This window comes from Mesorhizobium sp. M4B.F.Ca.ET.017.02.2.1, assembly GCF_003998955.1.
In the GTDB taxonomy this organism is placed as follows: Bacteria; Pseudomonadota; Alphaproteobacteria; order Rhizobiales; family Rhizobiaceae; genus Mesorhizobium; species Mesorhizobium abyssinicae.
Genome location: NZ_RZOF01000098.1, coordinates 1 through 18078, shown reverse-complemented (window position 1 = coordinate 18078; position 18078 = coordinate 1). Strand labels below are relative to the sequence as shown.

Sequence of the window (18078 nt, the reverse complement as noted above, 5' to 3'; positions counted from 1 at the left end):
GGGCATGTCGGTGCGGGAGGCGACGATCATCGTGGCGCTCGTCAACCACCCGCCGCTGATCGACGAGAATTTCGCCCATGTCGAATTCCTCGACCTTGCCAATGCGGATTTGAAGAAACTGCACGCCGCGATCCTCGACGCCATGGCGCATGATACCGCCGACGAGCGCGGCGCGGTGATCGCCACGATCGAGCGGGCCGGGTGCGGCGGCATCTGGGGGCGGGCGGTGGAACTGATCAAGCGCGCGCGGCAGTGGCCGGCGCTCGAAACCGCCGCGCTCGAGGATGCCCGCGACGCCTTCAACCAGGCGCTGCACTTGCAGCGCAGCGCGCGCACCTTACATAGGGAACTGAAACAGGCGCAGGCAGCGCTCGACGCGGATCCCTCGGACGAAAATTTCCGGCATCTGATCGAGATTCAGGCGCAATTCAACGATGTACAGGCAACGGAAGCGCTGATCGAAGGGTTTGGCGTATCCTCGGGCAGAGTCGGACGCGTATAGGGTCCAAAGTCCGTCCAAAGAGCGAAATGGAAATGTCCCCGCGTCGAATCGACGCCTCTAAGTCGGGTAATTGATTCGCTTTTTTCATGCGAATCATGCGAGAGGCGCTTGACCTTCTGGCAGAATGGCGGAATCAGGACGATTCGAAATATTAACCCGTGCCAGGCGTCGACGGGAAAATTGAGAGATGCCGGGTACTGGTCACTGGACGGGCAAAAGGCCTGCCACAGATATCAGGGTTAATCTGGACTTAACGAGAGATGCGGTTACTGGCCCGGTGAAGAGCGTTCTGGTGCGAGCGCATCCGATTTGACCGGCACTGCAGCTTACGCGGCTTCGCTTTAGGGCCGCTTGGAGACGACAAAGAATGGCGACAAAGGAAAAGGAAGAGGTCGAGACCGAACGCGAAGGCGCCACCGATGGCCCTCTGCTCGACCTTTCCGATGATGCTGTCAAGAAGATGATCAAGGCCGCCAAGAAGCGCGGCTACGTTACGATGGACGAGCTGAACTCGGTGCTGCCTTCGGAGGAAGTGACCTCCGAGCAGATCGAGGACACGATGGCGATGCTTTCCGACATGGGCATCAATGTCGTCGAGGACGACGAGCAGGGCGAGGAGTCCGAGGCCGCCGATACGAGCGCGGACGCCGAGGAAGACGCCAACGAACTCGCCGAGCAGACCGGCACCGCCGTCGCCACCACGACCACCAAGAAGGAGCCGACCGATCGCACCGACGATCCGGTCCGCATGTATCTGCGCGAGATGGGCTCGGTCGAGCTTCTGTCGCGCGAGGGCGAAATCGCCATTGCCAAGCGCATCGAGGCCGGCCGCGAGACGATGATCGCGGGGCTCTGCGAAAGCCCGCTGACCTTCCAGGCCATCATCATCTGGCGCGATGAGCTCAACGAATCGAAGATCCTGCTGCGTGAGATCATCGATCTGGAAGCCACCTATGCCGGACCCGAAGCCAAGCAGGCGCCGGTGGTCGAGCGGATCGAGGAAGCCCCCAAGGCGGACGAAAAGCCGCGTGGCCGGGCCGCCGCTCGCGACGAGGAAGACGACATCACCAATGTCGGCGGCGACACGCGCGGGCTGGAGGAAGACGAGGACGACGAGGACGAGGCGAGCCTGTCGCTGGCGGCGATGGAAGCGGAACTGCGCCCCCAGGTGATGGAGACGCTGGACGTCATCGCCGACACCTACAAGAAGCTGCGCAAGCTGCAGGATCAGCAGGTCGAGAACAGGCTGGCCGCGGCCGGTACGCTGTCGCCCAGCCAGGACCGCCGGCTGAAGGAGCTGAAGGATCAGCTGATCAAGGCGGTGAAGTCGCTGTCGCTCAACACGGCGCGCATCGAAGCGCTGGTCGAGCAGCTCTACGACATCAACAAGCGCCTCGTGCAGAACGAGGGCAAGCTCCTGCGGCTCGCCGAAAGCTATGGCGTGCGCCGCGAGGAATTCCTCAAGGAGTATCAGGGCTCGGAACTCGATCCGAACTGGACGCGCTCGATCGCCAACCTGACGTCGCGCGGCTGGAAGGAATTCACCAAGAACGAGAAGGATGCGATCCGCGATCTGCGTTCCGAGATCCAGAACCTCGCCACCGAAACGGCGATCTCGATCCTGGAATTCCGCAAGATCGTCAACCAGGTGCAGAAGGGCGAGCGCGAAGCGGCGATCGCCAAGAAGGAAATGGTCGAGGCCAACCTGCGCCTCGTCATCTCCATCGCCAAGAAGTACACCAACCGCGGCCTGCAGTTCCTCGACCTGATCCAGGAAGGCAATATCGGCCTGATGAAGGCGGTCGACAAATTCGAATACCGCCGGGGCTACAAGTTCTCGACCTACGCGACGTGGTGGATACGGCAGGCGATCACCCGCTCGATCGCCGACCAGGCGCGCACCATCCGCATTCCGGTGCACATGATCGAGACGATCAACAAGATCGTGCGCACCTCGCGCCAGATGCTGCACGAGATCGGCCGCGAGCCGACGCCGGAGGAACTGGCCGAGAAGCTCGCCATGCCGCTGGAGAAGGTGCGCAAGGTGCTGAAGATCGCCAAGGAGCCGATCTCGCTCGAAACGCCGGTCGGCGACGAGGAGGATTCGCATCTCGGCGACTTCATCGAGGACAAGATGGCGATCCTGCCGATCGATGCCGCGATCCAGGCCAATCTGCGCGAGACGACGACCCGCGTGCTCGCCTCGCTGACGCCGCGCGAGGAGCGCGTTCTCAGAATGCGCTTCGGCATCGGCATGAATACCGACCACACGCTGGAAGAAGTCGGCCAGCAGTTCTCGGTGACGCGCGAGCGCATCCGCCAGATCGAAGCCAAAGCGCTGCGCAAGCTCAAGCACCCGAGCCGGTCGCGCAAGCTGAGAAGCTTCCTCGACAGCTGAGGCAGGCAAGCCAACGCAATCCAAAGGGCGCCGATGGCGCCCTTTTTCATTCTGTCGATGGCTCTGCTGCTCTTGCCCGTGACAGCTGCCAGGAGGATACTTCGCGCGTCGGATGCATTTTTCCGGGCGATAAACCGGATGCCCGCCCCGGCGAGTTGATCGCCGTGCTCCGTGGCGCCGGAGGGAGGTATGCCATGACGACTTACATCTTGCTCCTCAACTGGACCGAGCAGGGCGCCAGGAATGTGCGCGAGTCACCGAAGCGGCTCGATGCCGCCAAGAAACAGCTGGGCGAGATGGGCGGATCGTTCAAGGCGTTCTATCTGACCATGGGCGACTGCGACATGGTGGCCGTGGTCGAGGCGCCGGACGACGCGGTGATCGCGCGCTTCGCGCTGATGCTGGCGGCGGGCGGCAGTGTCAGGACACGGACCCTGAAGGCATTTCCGGAATTCGCCTATCGCGAGATCATCACTTCGCTCGGGTAGCGCTCGGCGCGGCGCGGGTCTGCGTGGCGCTGCGTCATATTGCGGGGCCGTGCCGCCTCGCCGATAGTCGCGCCATGTCGAAGCCCCTGCTGACCGTCTGGTACAACACGCGCTGCCCGGTCTGCGACGCCGGCATCGGCAGGCAGAAGCGCCGGCTTGTCGAGGCGGTCAAGGCGGGCCGGATCGAATTCCGCGACATCAATCTCGAACCGGCGGCGCTCGCCGGATACGGCGCTGCGCTGGAGGATATCCGCCGCCGCCTGCACGCCACCGACGCCGAGGGCAGGCTGCTGGTCGGCGCCGACGTCGCGATCGCGGTGTGGCGGAGGACGCCCGGCGAAGGCTGGCTGGCGGCGCTGTTCGGCAACCCCGTCCTGCTGCCGCTGACACGGCTTGCCTATGATCGCTTCGCCGATCTTCTCTACGCTTGGAACCGGCGCAAGGGCCGCTGGTAGACGAAGGCCTCGCCGATGAGGGTAGGCCCGGATCCGGTCCGGGCCTTGCCGGCTATCTGGAGGCGGGTTCGCACAGCCAGCCGACGATGCGGCGCACCACCGGCAGCACCATAAGCAGCGTCGGAAACGCCACCAGCCAGGAGAGGCCCCAGGCCGTCAGCCAGACGGCCGGCAGGCCGGGCTGAGGCCCAAGGCTCTTCAGCGTCGAGATGAACGAGACGATGAAGGTCATCAACAGCGACAGCACCAGCGGAGTCAGAACAACGGCATAGCGCGCGGGCAGTCTGCCGCGCTTGCGGGTCGTGGGCATTTGGGATTTTCCCTGAAGTGTCCGGTCGAGCGCATAGGCATCCTTTGGCCGCTTGCGGCGCAATTGCCCGGAACGACCGGGGATGGATGCGTTGCTTGACGTCAGACGCTTACGGAGCGGTCGTCGACCCTCGCGCGCCTTCTAGCGGCGGGCGTTTGCGAAATCAATCCCGCTGGCGCTGTTTTCAGATACATCGTAAGATATATCTTGACTCGACGAGGCGGCGTGCCTAATTGAGATATATCGTAAGACATAACTCAAGGAGCAATCCATGCACAGACATCATCCTTTCGGCGAGCGCGCTTTCCTGCATATGGCCGGCAAGTTCGGCGGTCGCGGCGGCGGTTTCGGTCCGTTCGGGGCGGGCATGCGGGGCGGCGGCCGCGGCGGCCCGGGCGACATGTTCCGCGCCGGGCGCATGCTGGCCGACGGCGATCTCAAGCTGATCACGCTGTCGCTGCTGGCCGAGGCGCCGCGCCACGGCTACGACATCATCAAGGCGCTGGAGGAGCGCACCAGCGGCATCTACAGCCCAAGCCCCGGCGTGGTCTATCCGACGCTGACCTTCCTGGAAGAGGCGGGCTATGCCATCTCCTCGGCGGAGGGCAACAAGAAGGTGTTCTCGATCACCGAGGCCGGACAGGCGCATCTCGACGAGAACCGCGAGATGATCGACCACGTGCTCGACCATCTCGAACGCTTCGGCCGCAAGATGGCCAAGGCGCGCGACTGGTTCGGCTGGAACGACGATAGCGAGGAGGGCGGCCGGCATCGCGGGCGCCAGGAAAAGCGCGATGCGTTCCGTGCCGTGCGCCACCGGCTGCGCGCGGCGCTCAGCGAAATCGTCGACGCGCCGGAGGACAAGCAGGCGCAGGCGATGAGCATCCTGGAAGATGCCGCCGCGGCGCTTGAAGCGCTGTCGCGCCGCTGAAGCCGCCAGCAACCCACGCAAAAAAGCCCGGAAGATCCGGGCTTTTTTCGTTACTGGAGCCGCACGTATCTGGGACGTGCCTGCCGGCGTCATTCCTTGCCGACATATTCGCTGATCAGCTTTTCGTTGCGCGCCTTTTCGATCTTGGCGGTCGTCTCGGCGGCGACGCGCTCGTCGGTGCGGTATTTGACGAGGTTGACCAGGCTGCCGGTGAGCAAGAGCACGCCCATGCCCCAATAGCCCTTGGTCGACAGGTCGACCGGAGCGAGCCACAGCGACAGGCCAAGCATGAAATAGGCGATGCCGACCGAGATGGTGTTGAACATGATGTAGGTCTGATTGGCGTTCATTGTCGTTCTCCCTTTGGTATGTGAAGTAGGTTTCGTGGATCAGTGCGTGGATTTCAGGCGCTCGAGCACGTCCTGTGCCCGGACCTTGGTCGAGGGGCCGTGGCCTGCCTCCTCCAGCTTGCCACGGATGGCTTCCTGGCTGAGGCCGGCATCGATCTCGTCGAGGATGCTGGCTTCCTCGAACGGGTCGCTGCGCTCCCGGATGCCGGCGAGCAGCGCCTCTGCCTCGTTGAGGCTGGCTGTCCGGCCGATGGAACGGTTGAGGCGGCGCTGCGCCTTCTGCTCGGCGTCGATGGCACGCGCCGAGATCATGCCCTGGTTGAGGTCGACGATGCGTCGGTGCGCCTGTTCGAGCGACAGGCGCATACGCAAGGTCTTCTCGGTCAGGCTGCGCACGGTGCCGCGGCGGACCTCGCGTTCGTTCTCCAGTTCGGCGATGGCGGAAGCGCCATCGTGGGCGAGGGCCTCGGCACCCGCGGCAAGGGCGCTGCGGGTGCGCGTCTCCAGATCGGCGATGCGGCGGTCGAGTTGGTCGAGGCTGGCCTGTTCGGCGCGCTGACGCACGATCAGCGAGGCGAGCGTCTGCTTGGCGCAGGCGAGGCCGGCTTCGGCATCGCGGATGCGCTGGGCGAGAAGATCGACGGCGAACTGGTCCTTCAGCCGGTCCTCGGCCTTGGCGCCGGCGCCGTCCAGCAATGTCCTGAGAAGACTGAGCATTTGTTCGTTCTCCCTTTTATGAACATCGTTCACAAGGGCAATGTAGCAGAAAATGAACATTGTTCAAGATGCTTTTTGAACGCTGTTCATGCAGAATGGATTATGGTAAACCGCGTCTGTTGCCGCGCCTGAGAGGGGCGGAGATGATGCGGAGACAAGGTTTGGCACTGGACAAGGAAGAGATGAGCGAGCGCGTCATCGCCATCGCGGAGAATCTGATCGAAGCCGGCGGGGCGGAGAACCTGAAGGCCAGGACCATCGCCACCGAGGCCGGCATCGCGGTCGGCTCCATATACAATCTGTTCCGGGATATCGACGACCTGCATCGCGCCGTGAACATGCGGCTGCTCGATCGGCTGGGTGAAGCCGGCGCCGCAGCGATGGCCGAACTCAATAAGGCGGGGGTGACCGACACGCGGCAATGCTTGCTGGCGCTGGCGCGTGCCTATGCCGGCTTCGTGGAGGCGCATCCGGCGAGCTGGCCGGCCTTGCTCGCCTTCAACCGCCGCCAGCCGGCGCATGCGGAGCCGGATGCCTATGAGGCGCGGCTCAGCGATCTGCTGCAGATCATCGCCAGGGTGCTCGCCGACGGCCGTTTCGGCCTCGATGAAAACCGCCTGCGGATCGCCGCCCGCACCTTGTGGTCAAGCGTGCATGGCATCGTCACCAGCGGCTATGCCGCGAATTCCGCCGGGCGGCAGGCCGACGAGACTTGGGAGCAGATCGAGCTCCTGGTCGCCGTCTTCATCAGGGGGCTGGAACGGGGCGGGACATTGGATCATGCTGGCGCGGCACCGTCGTGACGCCTAAATGCGATAATGAGAACCGGCGCAGGCATTTTGCGCCGAGGTGAAAGTGGAGATTTGAACCATGTCTTTTCTGAAAAAGCTTTTCGGCGGTGGCGGCGATGCGGGCGAACCCAAGAGCGCGGCGCCGGCAAAGCAGGTCGAGCACAAGGGTTTCCTGATCAGCGCCACGCCCTACAAGGCCGATGGCCAGTACCAGACCTGCGGCGTGGTCTCGAAGGAAATCGACGGCGTGACGAAGGAACACCGCTTCATCCGCGCCGACCGTTTCGCCGGCCTGGACGATGCCGTCGACATCTCGATCAAGAAGGGCATCCAACTGGTCGACGAGCAGGGCGAGCGAATCTTCGGCTAAGACCATCATCGCTACAGCCTTGGGTCGATCGGCTCGCTTTCCAGTGCCAGCACGCCGAACACACACTCGTGTACCCGCCGCAGCGGTTCCTTTGCCACAAACCGCCTCAGCGCCTCGTGACCGAGAGCGAACTCCCTGAGCGCCAGACTGCGCTTGCCACCCAGCCCACGTTCCCGCAGGCGAGCGAGGTTATCCTGCGCATCGTATTCGGGGCCGTAGATGATGCGCAGATACTCCCGGCCGCGCACCTTCAACGCCGGCTGGATCAGCCCCTTTTTGCCGCGGCTCACGAAGTCGCGCGGCTTGACGACCATGCCTTCCCCGCCCGAACCGGTCAGCGCCTCCCACCAGGCGATCGTTTCCGCGCACGCATTGGCGTCGGCCAGATCGAGCGTACGCCACCGCGTGCCGGTCACCACGCCATCGTCGGCAGTCAGACGGGCCGCAAGCGTCATGTGCCAGACGTGGTCCTTGTCGAACCAGACATGTCCTTCGCTGGCGAGTAGGTGGAACGGCGCGACCTTCAGGTCGTCTATGCCAGTGACCGGCCATACGTAGGGTGCCCAGGCGGTGGCGTATTTGGCCGCGCGCGCGGCCCGGTCATCGAACCGGGCACTCAGGGGGGTGGCATCGACGCCGCGCGCCAATGCCCGGGCCAACGCCTCGCGGCTCGCCTGGAAGCCCGCAGTCGAGGAGGTCGCCACCGGCGCATACTGGCTTTCAATCAGGCTGCCGGCTTTGGCCGACCAGGGCATTATCTCGACGTCCAGCAGCAGCCAGTCGCTGCTCAGTTCGTTCCACAGGTCCGCCGCATCGACGCTCGCGCGAAGACGGGCAAGCAGGCCTTCCGTCATCGCGGCATCCTTGAAAAAGGAGCGCCCCGTCCGCGTCCAGATCGCGCCGGTCTCGTTTCCTGAAACACCGAAGCGTTCGCGTGCCGTCCGCGCGTTCCGGCAGAGCGCGATGACGGCCCGCGAACCCATATGCTTTTCCTCGCAAACGATCTCAGCGACGCCACGTTCGCGAAAGTAAGCGAAGCCTTCCTCGGGACGCTCGAGCCAGCCGCTTTGGTTGCTGGTCTCGGACGGCGACATCGTCGGCGGCAGATACACCAGCCACTGCGGCGCCAGCGCGAAGCGGCTCATCACCTCCAGTGCCGCCGACGCGTTCTCCTCGGCCACGACGATCCGGCCCCTTAGTTCGGTCTCGATCCAGCGGCGACCCGAGACGTCCTGATAGTCGAGCACGCCGTCGGCGTCGGCCTGGGCCGATTTGCCGAGATCGGATCCACCCAAAGGACGTATCGGTTCGGACCAGACCTGGATTGCCGGCACCTCGACAAGTTCGCGCTCTGGCCAGCGCAAGGCCGTCAGCTTGCCGCCGAAAACGCAGCCGGTGTCGATGCACAGGGTATTGTTGAGCCATTCCGCCGACAGCATCGGCGTATGCCCGTAGATCACGGCCGTCTTGCCGCGATAGGCCGTGGCCCAGTCGGCACGGACGGGCAAGCCGAATTCGTCGATCTCGCCCGTGGTCTCGCCATAGAGAGCGAATTCTCGCACGGCGCCCGAACCACGTCCGATCATCTCTTCCTTGAGGCCGGCGTGGGCAACCGCCAGGCGTCCCCCGTCCAGCCAGACGTGGCTGCGCAGACCGTCGAGGAAAGCCGGCAGAGCCTCTCGTAGGCCGCGATCCTGAGCATCCAACTGGTCGATGGTTTGCTGCAGGCCGTGAGCGACCGTGACCTTGCGGCCCTCCAGCCAGCGGCCGAGCTTGCGTTCGTGATTGCCCTGGACACAGTAGGCAGTGCCGGCGGCCACCATGCCCATGACGATGCGCAGGGCGTCAGGCGAGTTGGGGCCGCGATCGACGATATCTCCGACAAAGACGGCCTTGCGTCCCTCCGGCGGGGTGACGACGACCGTTCGGTCGCCGCGATCCTCGGACCAGGCGACGCTGTAGCCGAGTTGGCCAAGCAAGGTCTGAAGTTCGTCGGCGCAGCCGTGGATGTCGCCAATGATGTCGAACGGACCGGAGTCGTCCCGCTTGTCGGTCCACAGCGGTTGGCGCGAAACCTTGGCGGCATCGACGCTGGCCTCGCTGCCAAGCTTCCAGACCTGGCGGAAGCCCTCGCGTTGCAGGCCGCCAAGACCCTTGCGGATCTCGGTCGTCATGCGTTGGGCCACACCGGCGCCGAATTGCCGGTCGGGTCGCGCTGCATTGCGCGCGATGCAGACGTCGACGCCTGGATCGATGACGACGGCGACTGGCAGAGCATGCCACTTGCGCGCCAATTCGATCCACGCCTTGCGGTCGGCTGCGCGCACGTTGGTGGCGTCGACAACTGCCAGCTTGCGATGCTTGAGTCGTTTGCCAACAATCTCGCGCATCAACTCGAAGGCGTCCGCCGAAACGTCCTGGTTGGTCTCGTCGTCGGACACAAGCGCGCGGCAGCGATCCGAGGAGATGACTTCGGTCGGCAGGAAGTGCTTGGCGGCAAAGGTCGATTTGCCCGATCCGGTCGAGCCGATCAGCACCACCAGCGAGAAATCGGGAAGGGCGAGGTCGGTTTTGTCGGGCTCTCTCACCGCGTGAACACCGCCATTTGCGTGGGCGCGCCCAGGACGGCGTCAACAGCCCCGATACCGCTGAAGGCGGCGGCATAGCCATAGATCTTACCGATTTTGTCAGCCCAGGCTTCGAACTGCGTCCGGCTCCATTCGAAGCGATGGTCGGGGTGGCGAAAATTGCCCGGAGCCAGCTTCGGAAACAGTGCGTTGTACTCCGCATTCGGAGTGGTGACGATCACGGACCTCGGCGCCGTCTCGCCAAAAACGATGCGTTCGATCAAGGGCAGCCTGTCGTCGTCGAGGTGCTCGATCACCTCAACCAGCACGGCGACGTCGGCTTCGGCCCAGCGGCTGTCCCGGTATGTCAGCGATCCATGCAACAGCGTGACCCGACCCTCGGGCGGTCCACCGAACTCATTCAGCTTGAGACGCTTCGCAGCCCATTCCAATTCGCGCATTGCCGGGTCGAGCCCGAACAGCTTGTGGACCCATCGCTCGCGCACGAGGCGATAGAGCAGCTTGCCTTCGCCGCATCCCAGATCCGCGATGACGGCTCCGCCGGTCGCCCGAATGGCCTCGACCACTGCGTCCATGCGCAGGTCGTTCAGCCGAATGGGCACCTCCAGCGCTTCCTCAGGCGCGTCCTTGACTTCGGGGGACAGTGACTGGCCGGCCGTCTCGGGAGCGAGCCGCTCAAGGGCGATGCGGGCCAACGCACCGCGATTGCGCAGATAGCGGCGCACGATCAGGTCTTTGGCGGGATGGTTTTCCAGCCAGCCTTCACCCTTTGACAGCAGCTTGTCGATCTCGGCCTCACCGACCCAGTAGTGCTTTGCGTCGTCCAACACAGGGATCAGGACATAGAGGTGGTTCAGCAAACCGCTTAGCCGGCCTGTCCCAGTCAGCTTCAGATGACCGTATCGCCACTTGCCTGCCCCATCCCCGACATTCTCGATTGGCGCCAGATCGGCGGTCCAACCCAAGGGTTCGAACAGGTCTCGAACCAGTGCCTCGCCACCATGCATCGGCAGCGGTGTCACCACGGCCTCCAGCGGCAACGCGCTTTCGGCCAGTTCCTGGCGCTCCTTTGAAATGCCGGTCATCGCGGTCCGCAGCATTTTGTTGAGCGCCACCGACAGGAAGGACGATGCCGCATATGGCCTGTCGTTTACATACTGGTCCAGCAGGCCTTCCGCCTGGCCCTTGCCCCGTACGAGCCCGATCGGGTCGACATCGAGGAGAAGTGCGGCCTCGCAACGCTCCTCGGTTGCCTCGGGATAGAACAACCACGCCTTTCCGAAGGCGAGCTCGGTCTCGTGCAGACGATCGGGATGCTTGTGCAGCAAGAAACCGAGATCTGTGGCCGGACGATGTGTTGTAGCAACGGACAGGAACATCAGCGATCGATAGCGCAGACCGGCAGAATAACCAATGGCGTTGCACGGCTATCTACTGAGCCTGGACTGGGGCGCTATGCGCTGGCCGAGTGAGCAGGCACCACAAACAAAAAGGCAGGCGCCGCGCTGGCGCCTGCCTTTTTGCTTCGGTGGATGGCGTCGTGCGTTACGCCGCTGCCGCAACCTGCTTGCCGGCGGTTCCGGCCACCACCGCGTTGACCTTGGCAGTCGCCTTGGCGATCGCGGCATCAACGGCGTCCGGGCCCATGCCAACGCCTTCGATGCGGATGACGTCGACATCGGTCATGCCGAGGAAGCCGAGCACGCCACGCAGATAGGGGATGGCGTGATCCATCTGCACGGCCGCGCCCTCGGAATAGATGCCGCCGGAAGCGAGCACGATATAGACCTTCTTGCCGTTGACGAGACCCTTCGGCCCGCCTTCGCCGTAGGAGAAGGTCTTGCCCGAACGGGCGACGTGATCGACCCACGACTTCAGGGTCGAGGAGATGCCGAAGTTGATGAAGCCGGTGGCGAGGATGATGGTGTCGGCGGCGAAGAGCTCGTCGAGCACCGCGTCCGAGACGCCGACGACTTCGGCCTGGCGCTGGCTGCGCGCCTCGGCGGGCGTGTAGATGCCGGTCGAATAGTCGGGATCGATATGCGGCAGCGGATTGGCGACGAGATCGCGCACGACAAGCGTGTTCGACGGATCGGCGGCAAGCAGCTTGTTGGCAAGCTCGGTGGCGATGCGGGTCGAGTGCGAGGCGGCGCCGCGCGGGCTCGAGGTGACAAGAAGAATGGACATTGCGGGGCTCTCCAGTGGGATTGAACTGTCCCGCTGAATATGGGTCGCTCGACTCATTAGAAAAACTGGTATATTTTCTATACGATCCATCCACAATATAGATATAACGATGCAGCCCAATCCGACGCTCGACCAGTTGCAGATCCTGGTGGCGGTTGCCGATACCGGCAGTTTCTCGGCCGCCGGCCGCAAGCTGAACCGGGCGCAATCCGTCATCAGCTATGGTATCGCCAACCTGGAGGCGCAGCTTGGGCTGAAACTGTTCGAGCGCGAGGGGACGCGCGAACCGCAACTGACCGATGTCGGACGGGCGATGCTCGAAGATGCGCGGCGCATGATCGGCGTGCTGCAGCGGATGCGCTCGCGGGTTGACGGCCATCACCAGGGACTGGAGGCCGAAGTCGCGCTGTCGGTCGATGCGGCGCTGCCGTCGCCGGTGCTGGTGCGGGTGCTGAAGGCGTTCGAGGCGCAGTTTCCGACCGTGATGCTGCGCCTGCATATCGGCACGCTGGGCGTCATTCCCGATCATGTGCTCAGCGGCCAGGCCGACCTTGGCATCGGCGGCATGCTGGGCGAGGTCGACGTCCACCTCGTGCGCATCGGCTTCATGTCGATCGTGCTGGCCGCCGCGCCCAGCCATCCGCTGGCGCTGCTGCCGAAGCCTGTGACGCTCGAAGATGCGCGCGAACATACGCAGCTCGTCGTCACCGACCAGTCCGAACGCACCAAGGGACGCGACTTCGGCGTCTTCGCCTACCGCACATGGCGGCTGACCGACATGCGCACCAAGCATATGCTGATGCGGGAGGGATTGGGCTGGGGCGGGCTGCCGCGCTGGCTGATCGCCGACGATCTGGCAAGCGGCAGGCTGGTGGAACTCGACCTCGAGGTCTTCAGGGAGGCGCGTTCGCCGCTTTTTGCCATGCATCGCAATGACAGCAGCCCGAAGCCGGCTGCGGCCTGGCTGATCGACCGGTTCAAACGAGGGCTCGGCTGCTTCAACGAGATGGAGCCGGGCGTGTGGACCGAGGAGGAGCCGGAGACAGACCGTCGATCAGCGCCATGAGCACGGCGCGGTAGTCGCCGCTCGATGCTCCCGCTTCGACGGCAAGCGCGGCGCGGTCGAAGGCAGCGGCGAGCAATGCGGTCAGCGGCTCGATTGGCAGTCTTGCCATGGACTGCTCGCGCATCGCCGCGACGAGGCCTTCGCGCAGCGAACGGTTGCCATGGCGGTTGTCGATCTCATCCATGGCGGATCGGCCGAGCACGGCAGGCCCGTCCAGCAGCAGCAGGCGGGTGCGGCCCGGCGCGCGCATGGCCGCGAGATAGGCGTCCGAGCCGGCGATCAGCGCGTCGCGGGCAGGGAGCGAGGCGGGCGAGGCGCGCTCGACCTCTTCGGCCACCGCGCCAGCCTCCTGCTCGACCACGGCGGCAAACAGCGCCTGCTTGTCGGCGAAATGATGATAGAGCGCGCCGCGGGTGACGCCGGCGGCGGCCACGATCTCCGGCGTGCCGGTCTCGGCATAGGACTTTTCGGTGAACAGTTTTCGCGCGGCGTCGATGAGATCGGCGCGCGTCGCCTCGGTGCGGTCACGGTTGGAGCGGCGCGCGGATTCTCGTTGCATACATGCAGCCTGTATGTTAATTGCATTTACATGCAGACTGTATGTTGTTTGACGGGAGAAGGAAAGATGAAGACGACGAGTACTATCCGGTGCTGATGACAGGCGACGTCGCCGGTACGAAAGAATTTTATGTCGAGCATTTCGCCTTCAAGCCGCTGTTCGAGAGCGACTGGTATGTGCATCTGCAGTCGGCCGAGGACCGCCGGGTCAATCTCGGCATCGTCCAGGGCGACCACGAAACGATCCCTGAGGAAGGGCGGGGCCGCACGTCGGGCCTGCTGATCAATTTCGAGGTCCGCGACCCCGACGTGATCTATCGACGAGTGCTGGCTGCCGGCCTGCCGATCCTCAGAACTCTATGCGACGAACCCTTCGGCCAGCGCCATTTCATCACCAGGGACCCGAACGGGGTGCTGATCGACGTGATCAAGCCGATCCCGCCGAGCCCGGAATTTCAGGCGCAGTTCGTGCAGGGAGCGGCGGCGGGTTGAGCGGCGACCCGTTGGCGGCATGGCGATGCCGGCGGGCGGCCGCCTGGCGGGCCCGAGTGCCTCGCGAAGCAAAGCGCATGCTGTCCTTAAAGTCGCCCGTGATTTTCAAGTCACGGATGATCCAGGCGGCGGTTTCACTTTCCAGGCGGCAATAATCCTTGCGAAAAACCTTGTTTGCCTATTGTATTGTTCAGCAATAGCGGTGTCGGGGGATAGCTATGGCCAGTCGAGGAGAGGAATCAAATTCTGGCCCGTATACCGACAAATTCGAGACGGTTCTGCGGGCGGAGTATGACGCCATCCTCGATCGCCGCCGCGCGCTCGGTGTCGATGCATCAAAGGATGTCGGGAGCGGCAAGCCCGATTCCGTTGCCAAGGGTGATCCGGCCTGGCTGTTTGGCGTGGCGCTTTCGGGTGGCGGGATAAGATCGGCTTCGCTCTGCCTCGGCGCGCTTCAGGCACTCGACCAGTACAAGCTCATACCTCGGATCGACTATCTGTCGACGGTATCGGGCGGCGGCTACATCGGATCGGCGATGATCGCCGACATGACGCGCCAGGAACTCGCGCCGGCGAAGAATGGCAAGCGCAAGCGGCCCGATTTTCCCTTCGCCTCGGGCGACGACGTGCGCGACAACGCGCTGGTCGGCCACATCCGCGACAACAGCCGTTTCCTGGCGCCGCGCGGCTTCCAGGATATCACGCTGTCGATCGGCATTCTGATGCGCGGCTGGATGGTCAATGTCCTGCTGTTGCTGACGCTGATCCTGCCGCTGGCGACATTCGTCATCCTGACGAACCCGACCACCGATCATCTCGGGCACAGCATCGTTCTCGACGTCGCCAACTGGCTCTTCGGCGACGATTGGGGCAAGCAAGGATGGGCCGCCAGCCTGCGATCGCTGGTGGCCAACCCGTTCGTGCTCTCGCGTTCAATGATGGTGGTTCTCGCCATCTGGCTGGTCGTCTGGGGATTGCGACGGTCCTATACCGACAGCTATGCCTTTGCGCGCAAAGGCGAGCGCCTGGAACAGGACAGCAGATGGGCCAAGGGCGGTCGCACCCTGCTGCTGGTCACCGCCGGCCTGTTCCTGATTGAAATTCAGCCGAAGATCATCCTGTGGCTGATCGAGGTGACCTCTCCGAAGGCTGGTCATCGGCAGACGACAATGGAGACGCTCAAGGCGCTGATCACGGCGGCCGGGGCCATCGTCACAGCCACCGCCGCCTTCAGGGGCATTCTGATTTCCTGGCTGCAGAAGGCCCTGAATTCGCCGGGGATCGGACACCAGCTGCGCGGCTATCTGGCGCGCGCGGCATTTCTCGCACTCGGTCTTGCCCTGCCCCTGCTGATCTACGGCTTCTTTCTGTTGATCACGATCTGGGGCATCAAGATCTTTTCGCCGATCACGATCTGGGGCTTCGACGTATCGTGGCTGTTTGGCCGCGACAGCGGCTATGCCTACGGTCCAGCCTGGCTGACGGCCGACAATCGCGTCCTGTTCACGATCCTTGTCATATCGATGGCGCTGTTTCTGGCGGCGCGAACCTTTGTGGTTCGTTATCTCGCCGACGATCTGGCCCCCGGCCGGCTCAGTGGCTTCTTTGGCGCGATGAGGCACGACTATAGCGGATCGGTGGTCATCAAGGTGCTGCTGCTCATTGCATGCTCAGCCATTTTCGCCGTGGCCGCCAGAACGGCGAAAGGGGTCTGGCAGCACGACGAATCCACCGTGCTGCTCAACTATCTGGCCATCAGCGCCATCGTCACAATGGTGGCCTTCAACTTCACCGAGAATGCCAATGGGTTGCACCGCCTTTACCGCGACCGGCTTCGGCAGGCATTTCTCCTCGGCGGCAGTGAAGATCAGGCCGACATCGCGCTGGATGCCCTCGGCGCGATGGCGCCCTATCTGTTAATAAACGGCACGTTGAATGTGCGCCGCGCCAGGGATGCCGGGCAAACGGCCGATCCTCCGAAGAGGTCCGTTCTGGTCCGCGCGATCCGCTGGGTGGGCGCCAAGGTTGCCGCAGCCATAAGGTTGAGGGCCTGGTGGGGCGGGCCGGATATCATTCTGCCGGGCCACCATCGGCCAATCGCGCCCCCACCTGCCGTGCAAGTCCACAGCCTTCCCGAGGCCGACCCGAGCAAGAGAGGACGCAACGCCGAATTCTTCCTGTTTTCAAAACATTTCGTCGGCAGCACCTCGACCGGATATGCGTCCTCGACAGCGATGGCCAAGGCGGAGGGGCAGTTGGACCTCGCGGCGGCGGCGGCGATTTCGGGCGCCGCCATCTCGTCCAGCATGGGTCGCACCAGCCTCGGCCTGCTTGGGCCGACACTGGCACTGCTCAACCTGCGCCTGGGGTTCTGGCTTCCAAACCCGAGCGGGATTGCGCTTGGAAAGCGGCCCTCGCGGCGCAGTTGGGAAGATATCCTGCGGCTGTATCTGCTCGCGGAGGCGACGGGGCAGCTGAGGTCCGACAGTTCGCGGGTCTACATCACCGATGGCGGCCACATCGACAATATCGGGCTCTACCAACTGCTCAAGCGCAGGTGCAAGCTGATCATCGTGGTTGACGCCGAGGCCGATGCCGGCATGAATTTCGGCGCCTTCACCGACGTCCAACGCTTCGCGCGGATCGATCTCGGCGTGCGCATCTCGCTCGACTGGCGACCGGTCAGGGACGCAGCGCTGGCGCGCGATGCCAACCGCACCAAGATCGTCCCGCCGGAATCGGATTTGCATCTGCGGCATTTCGCGGTCGGCAAGATCCTCTACGAGAATGATCCGGTCGAAGGCATCCTTGTCTACGTCAAGGCGTCGGTCACCGGCGATGAGCCCGACTATGTCCTCGATTACGAGCGTCGCTACCCGCTTTTCCCGCATGAATCGACCAGCGATCAGTTCTTCTCGGAAGAGCAGATGGAGGCCTATCGCGCACTTGGCTTCCACGCCATGCGGGTGGCGCTGCGCGAACGGCCGCATACGGCTGAGATCAAGGCCGAGGACAGCGCGCAGGCAAGTCTGGTTGCCTTGCTGAAGATGCGTCTGGGCAATCAGGGGCAAGAGATCAGATAGCGCATCGGGGACGCCCCGACGATTACCGGGGCGTTGGGAGCAGGTCGCTCAGTTCGGCCTTGCCACCGGCGTCACCGCGACCTGGCTGACGCCGGTCCGCCGCACCACGGTGCAAAGCGTCTCGCGGCCGATGCGCTCGGCGTCGAGCATGCGCACGAGGTCGTCGACGCCGGTGACCGGACGGCCATCTATCGCGGCGATGATGTCGCCTTCCTTCAGCCCGGCCCTTGCCGCCGGGCTGTTCTTTTCGACGCTGCGCAGGCGCACGGCGGTGCTGCTCGAGACCTGCGACAGAAGGGCGGCGCGGCGCGGCAAATTGGTGGTGTCGGCGGAGACGCCGATGAAGGCGCGGCGCACGCGGCCGAAGCGGATGATCTCCGAAATGACGAAATTGGCGGTGTTGGAGGCGACGGCGAAGGCAATGCCTTGCGCGCCATGGATCATGGCGGTGTTGACACCGATCACCTCGCCCGCCGACGACACCAGCGGCCCGCCGGAATTGCCGGGGTTGAGCGCCGCGTCGGTCTGGATGACGTCGTCGATCAGCCGTCCGGTCGAGGCGCGCATCGAGCGGCCGAGCGCGGAGACGACGCCGGCGGTGACGGTCCATTCGAAACCGAGCGGATTGCCGATGGCGATCGCGATCTGGCCGCGCCTCAGCCGCTTGGAATCGCCGAGCGGCGCGACATCGGTGAAGCTGCCGTCGGCGCGCACCAGGGCGATGTCGGTGTCGGGATCGCGGCCGAGCACGCGGCCTTCGCGCGACGCGCCGTCCGGCATCGAGACGCGCAC

Annotated in this window: 17 protein-coding genes and 1 pseudogene; 10 read left to right on the top strand and 8 right to left on the bottom strand. The window is 64.1% G+C overall.

The window, feature by feature from the left end:
* From EN738_RS14510 to EN738_RS14495, 4 genes and pseudogenes are all read left to right on the top strand, one after another.
* A pseudogene (locus EN738_RS14510) lies at positions 1-502 on the top strand (DNA primase); the annotation flags it as partial.
* A gap of 367 nt (positions 503-869) precedes the next feature.
* Positions 870-2900: an RNA polymerase sigma factor RpoD gene (gene rpoD / locus EN738_RS14505; protein WP_127284283.1), complete on the top strand. Its 2031-nt coding sequence runs from the start codon at positions 870-872 to the stop codon at positions 2898-2900.
* 194 nt (positions 2901-3094) lie between these two features.
* Positions 3095-3388 (top strand): GYD domain-containing protein, encoded by a 294-nt coding sequence (locus EN738_RS14500; RefSeq protein WP_127284282.1) that lies wholly within the window; start codon positions 3095-3097, stop codon positions 3386-3388.
* Positions 3389-3462: 74 nt separating this feature from the next.
* A complete protein-coding gene (locus EN738_RS14495) occupies positions 3463-3843 on the top strand; it encodes a DCC1-like thiol-disulfide oxidoreductase family protein (protein WP_189605846.1) in 381 nt (126 codons plus the stop codon).
* A 52-nt stretch (positions 3844-3895) separates the two neighbouring features.
* On the opposite strand, the gene EN738_RS14490 is transcribed toward EN738_RS14495, so the two are convergent.
* Positions 3896-4153 (bottom strand): DUF2798 domain-containing protein, encoded by a 258-nt coding sequence (locus EN738_RS14490; protein WP_127284281.1) that lies wholly within the window; start codon positions 4151-4153, stop codon positions 3896-3898.
* A gap of 271 nt (positions 4154-4424) precedes the next feature.
* Here EN738_RS14490 and EN738_RS14485 point away from each other — a divergent pair, with 271 nt between their 5' ends.
* On the top strand, positions 4425-5084 hold the full coding sequence (locus EN738_RS14485; protein ID WP_127284280.1) for a PadR family transcriptional regulator: 660 nt from the start codon (positions 4425-4427) through the stop codon (positions 5082-5084).
* An 89-nt stretch (positions 5085-5173) separates the two neighbouring features.
* Here the strand turns inward: EN738_RS14485 and EN738_RS14480 are convergent, their stop codons facing one another.
* Both EN738_RS14480 and EN738_RS14475 read right to left on the bottom strand, forming a co-directional pair.
* A complete protein-coding gene (locus EN738_RS14480) occupies positions 5174-5434 on the bottom strand; it encodes a YiaA/YiaB family inner membrane protein (RefSeq protein WP_126058794.1) in 261 nt (86 codons plus the stop codon).
* Between the two features lie 39 nt (positions 5435-5473).
* On the bottom strand, positions 5474-6151 hold the full coding sequence (locus EN738_RS14475) for a PspA/IM30 family protein (RefSeq protein ID WP_127284279.1): 678 nt from the start codon (positions 6149-6151) through the stop codon (positions 5474-5476).
* Positions 6152-6312: 161 nt separating this feature from the next.
* Between EN738_RS14475 and EN738_RS14470 the strand changes: the two genes are divergently transcribed.
* Together EN738_RS14470 and EN738_RS14465 are read left to right on the top strand one after the other, a co-directional pair.
* A complete protein-coding gene (locus tag EN738_RS14470; RefSeq protein WP_127284278.1) occupies positions 6313-6954 on the top strand; it encodes a TetR/AcrR family transcriptional regulator in 642 nt (213 codons plus the stop codon).
* A 67-nt stretch (positions 6955-7021) separates the two neighbouring features.
* Positions 7022-7312 carry an HlyU family transcriptional regulator gene (locus EN738_RS14465; RefSeq protein ID WP_127284277.1) on the top strand — a complete coding sequence of 97 codons (291 nt, stop codon included), beginning with the start codon at positions 7022-7024 and terminating at the stop codon, positions 7310-7312.
* 11 nt (positions 7313-7323) lie between these two features.
* Here the strand turns inward: EN738_RS14465 and EN738_RS14460 are convergent, their stop codons facing one another.
* The 3 genes from EN738_RS14460 to EN738_RS14450 all read right to left on the bottom strand — a co-directional run bounded on the left by EN738_RS14460 (position 7324) and on the right by EN738_RS14450 (position 12087).
* Entirely contained in the window at positions 7324-9900 is a 2577-nt protein-coding gene (locus EN738_RS14460) for a polynucleotide kinase-phosphatase (protein WP_127284276.1), read from the bottom strand.
* Positions 9897-11279, bottom strand: a complete 1383-nt coding sequence (locus EN738_RS14455; RefSeq protein ID WP_127284275.1) for a 3' terminal RNA ribose 2'-O-methyltransferase Hen1 — start codon at positions 11277-11279, stop codon at positions 9897-9899. The genes EN738_RS14460 and EN738_RS14455 overlap by 4 nt, the downstream gene beginning before the upstream one ends.
* A gap of 166 nt (positions 11280-11445) precedes the next feature.
* Complete coding sequence (locus tag EN738_RS14450) at positions 11446-12087, bottom strand: FMN-dependent NADH-azoreductase (RefSeq protein WP_127284274.1); 642 nt, start codon at positions 12085-12087, stop codon at positions 11446-11448.
* Between the two features lie 109 nt (positions 12088-12196).
* On the opposite strand from EN738_RS14450, the gene EN738_RS14445 reads away from it, so the two are divergent.
* Positions 12197-13153 carry a LysR family transcriptional regulator gene (locus EN738_RS14445; protein WP_126058799.1) on the top strand — a complete coding sequence of 319 codons (957 nt, stop codon included), beginning with the start codon at positions 12197-12199 and terminating at the stop codon, positions 13151-13153.
* Here EN738_RS14445 and EN738_RS14440 read toward each other — a convergent pair.
* A complete protein-coding gene (locus EN738_RS14440) occupies positions 13086-13712 on the bottom strand; it encodes a TetR/AcrR family transcriptional regulator (RefSeq protein WP_127284273.1) in 627 nt (208 codons plus the stop codon). The two genes, EN738_RS14445 and EN738_RS14440, sit on opposite strands and share 68 nt — an antisense overlap.
* A 95-nt stretch (positions 13713-13807) precedes the next feature.
* Between EN738_RS14440 and EN738_RS14435 the strand changes: the two genes are divergently transcribed.
* The gene (locus EN738_RS14435) at positions 13808-14203 is read left to right on the top strand and encodes a VOC family protein (protein WP_245494529.1); all 396 of its coding nucleotides are present in this window, start codon (positions 13808-13810) and stop codon (positions 14201-14203) included.
* A gap of 218 nt (positions 14204-14421) precedes the next feature.
* Positions 14422-17286, top strand: coding sequence for a patatin-like phospholipase family protein (locus EN738_RS14430; RefSeq protein WP_127284271.1), 2865 nt, complete (start codon positions 14422-14424; stop codon positions 17284-17286).
* Positions 17287-17334: 48 nt separating this feature from the next.
* Here EN738_RS14430 and EN738_RS14425 read toward each other — a convergent pair.
* Positions 17335-18078: trypsin-like peptidase domain-containing protein (locus EN738_RS14425; RefSeq protein ID WP_127284270.1), on the bottom strand; the 744-nt coding region annotated here is incomplete at its 5' end.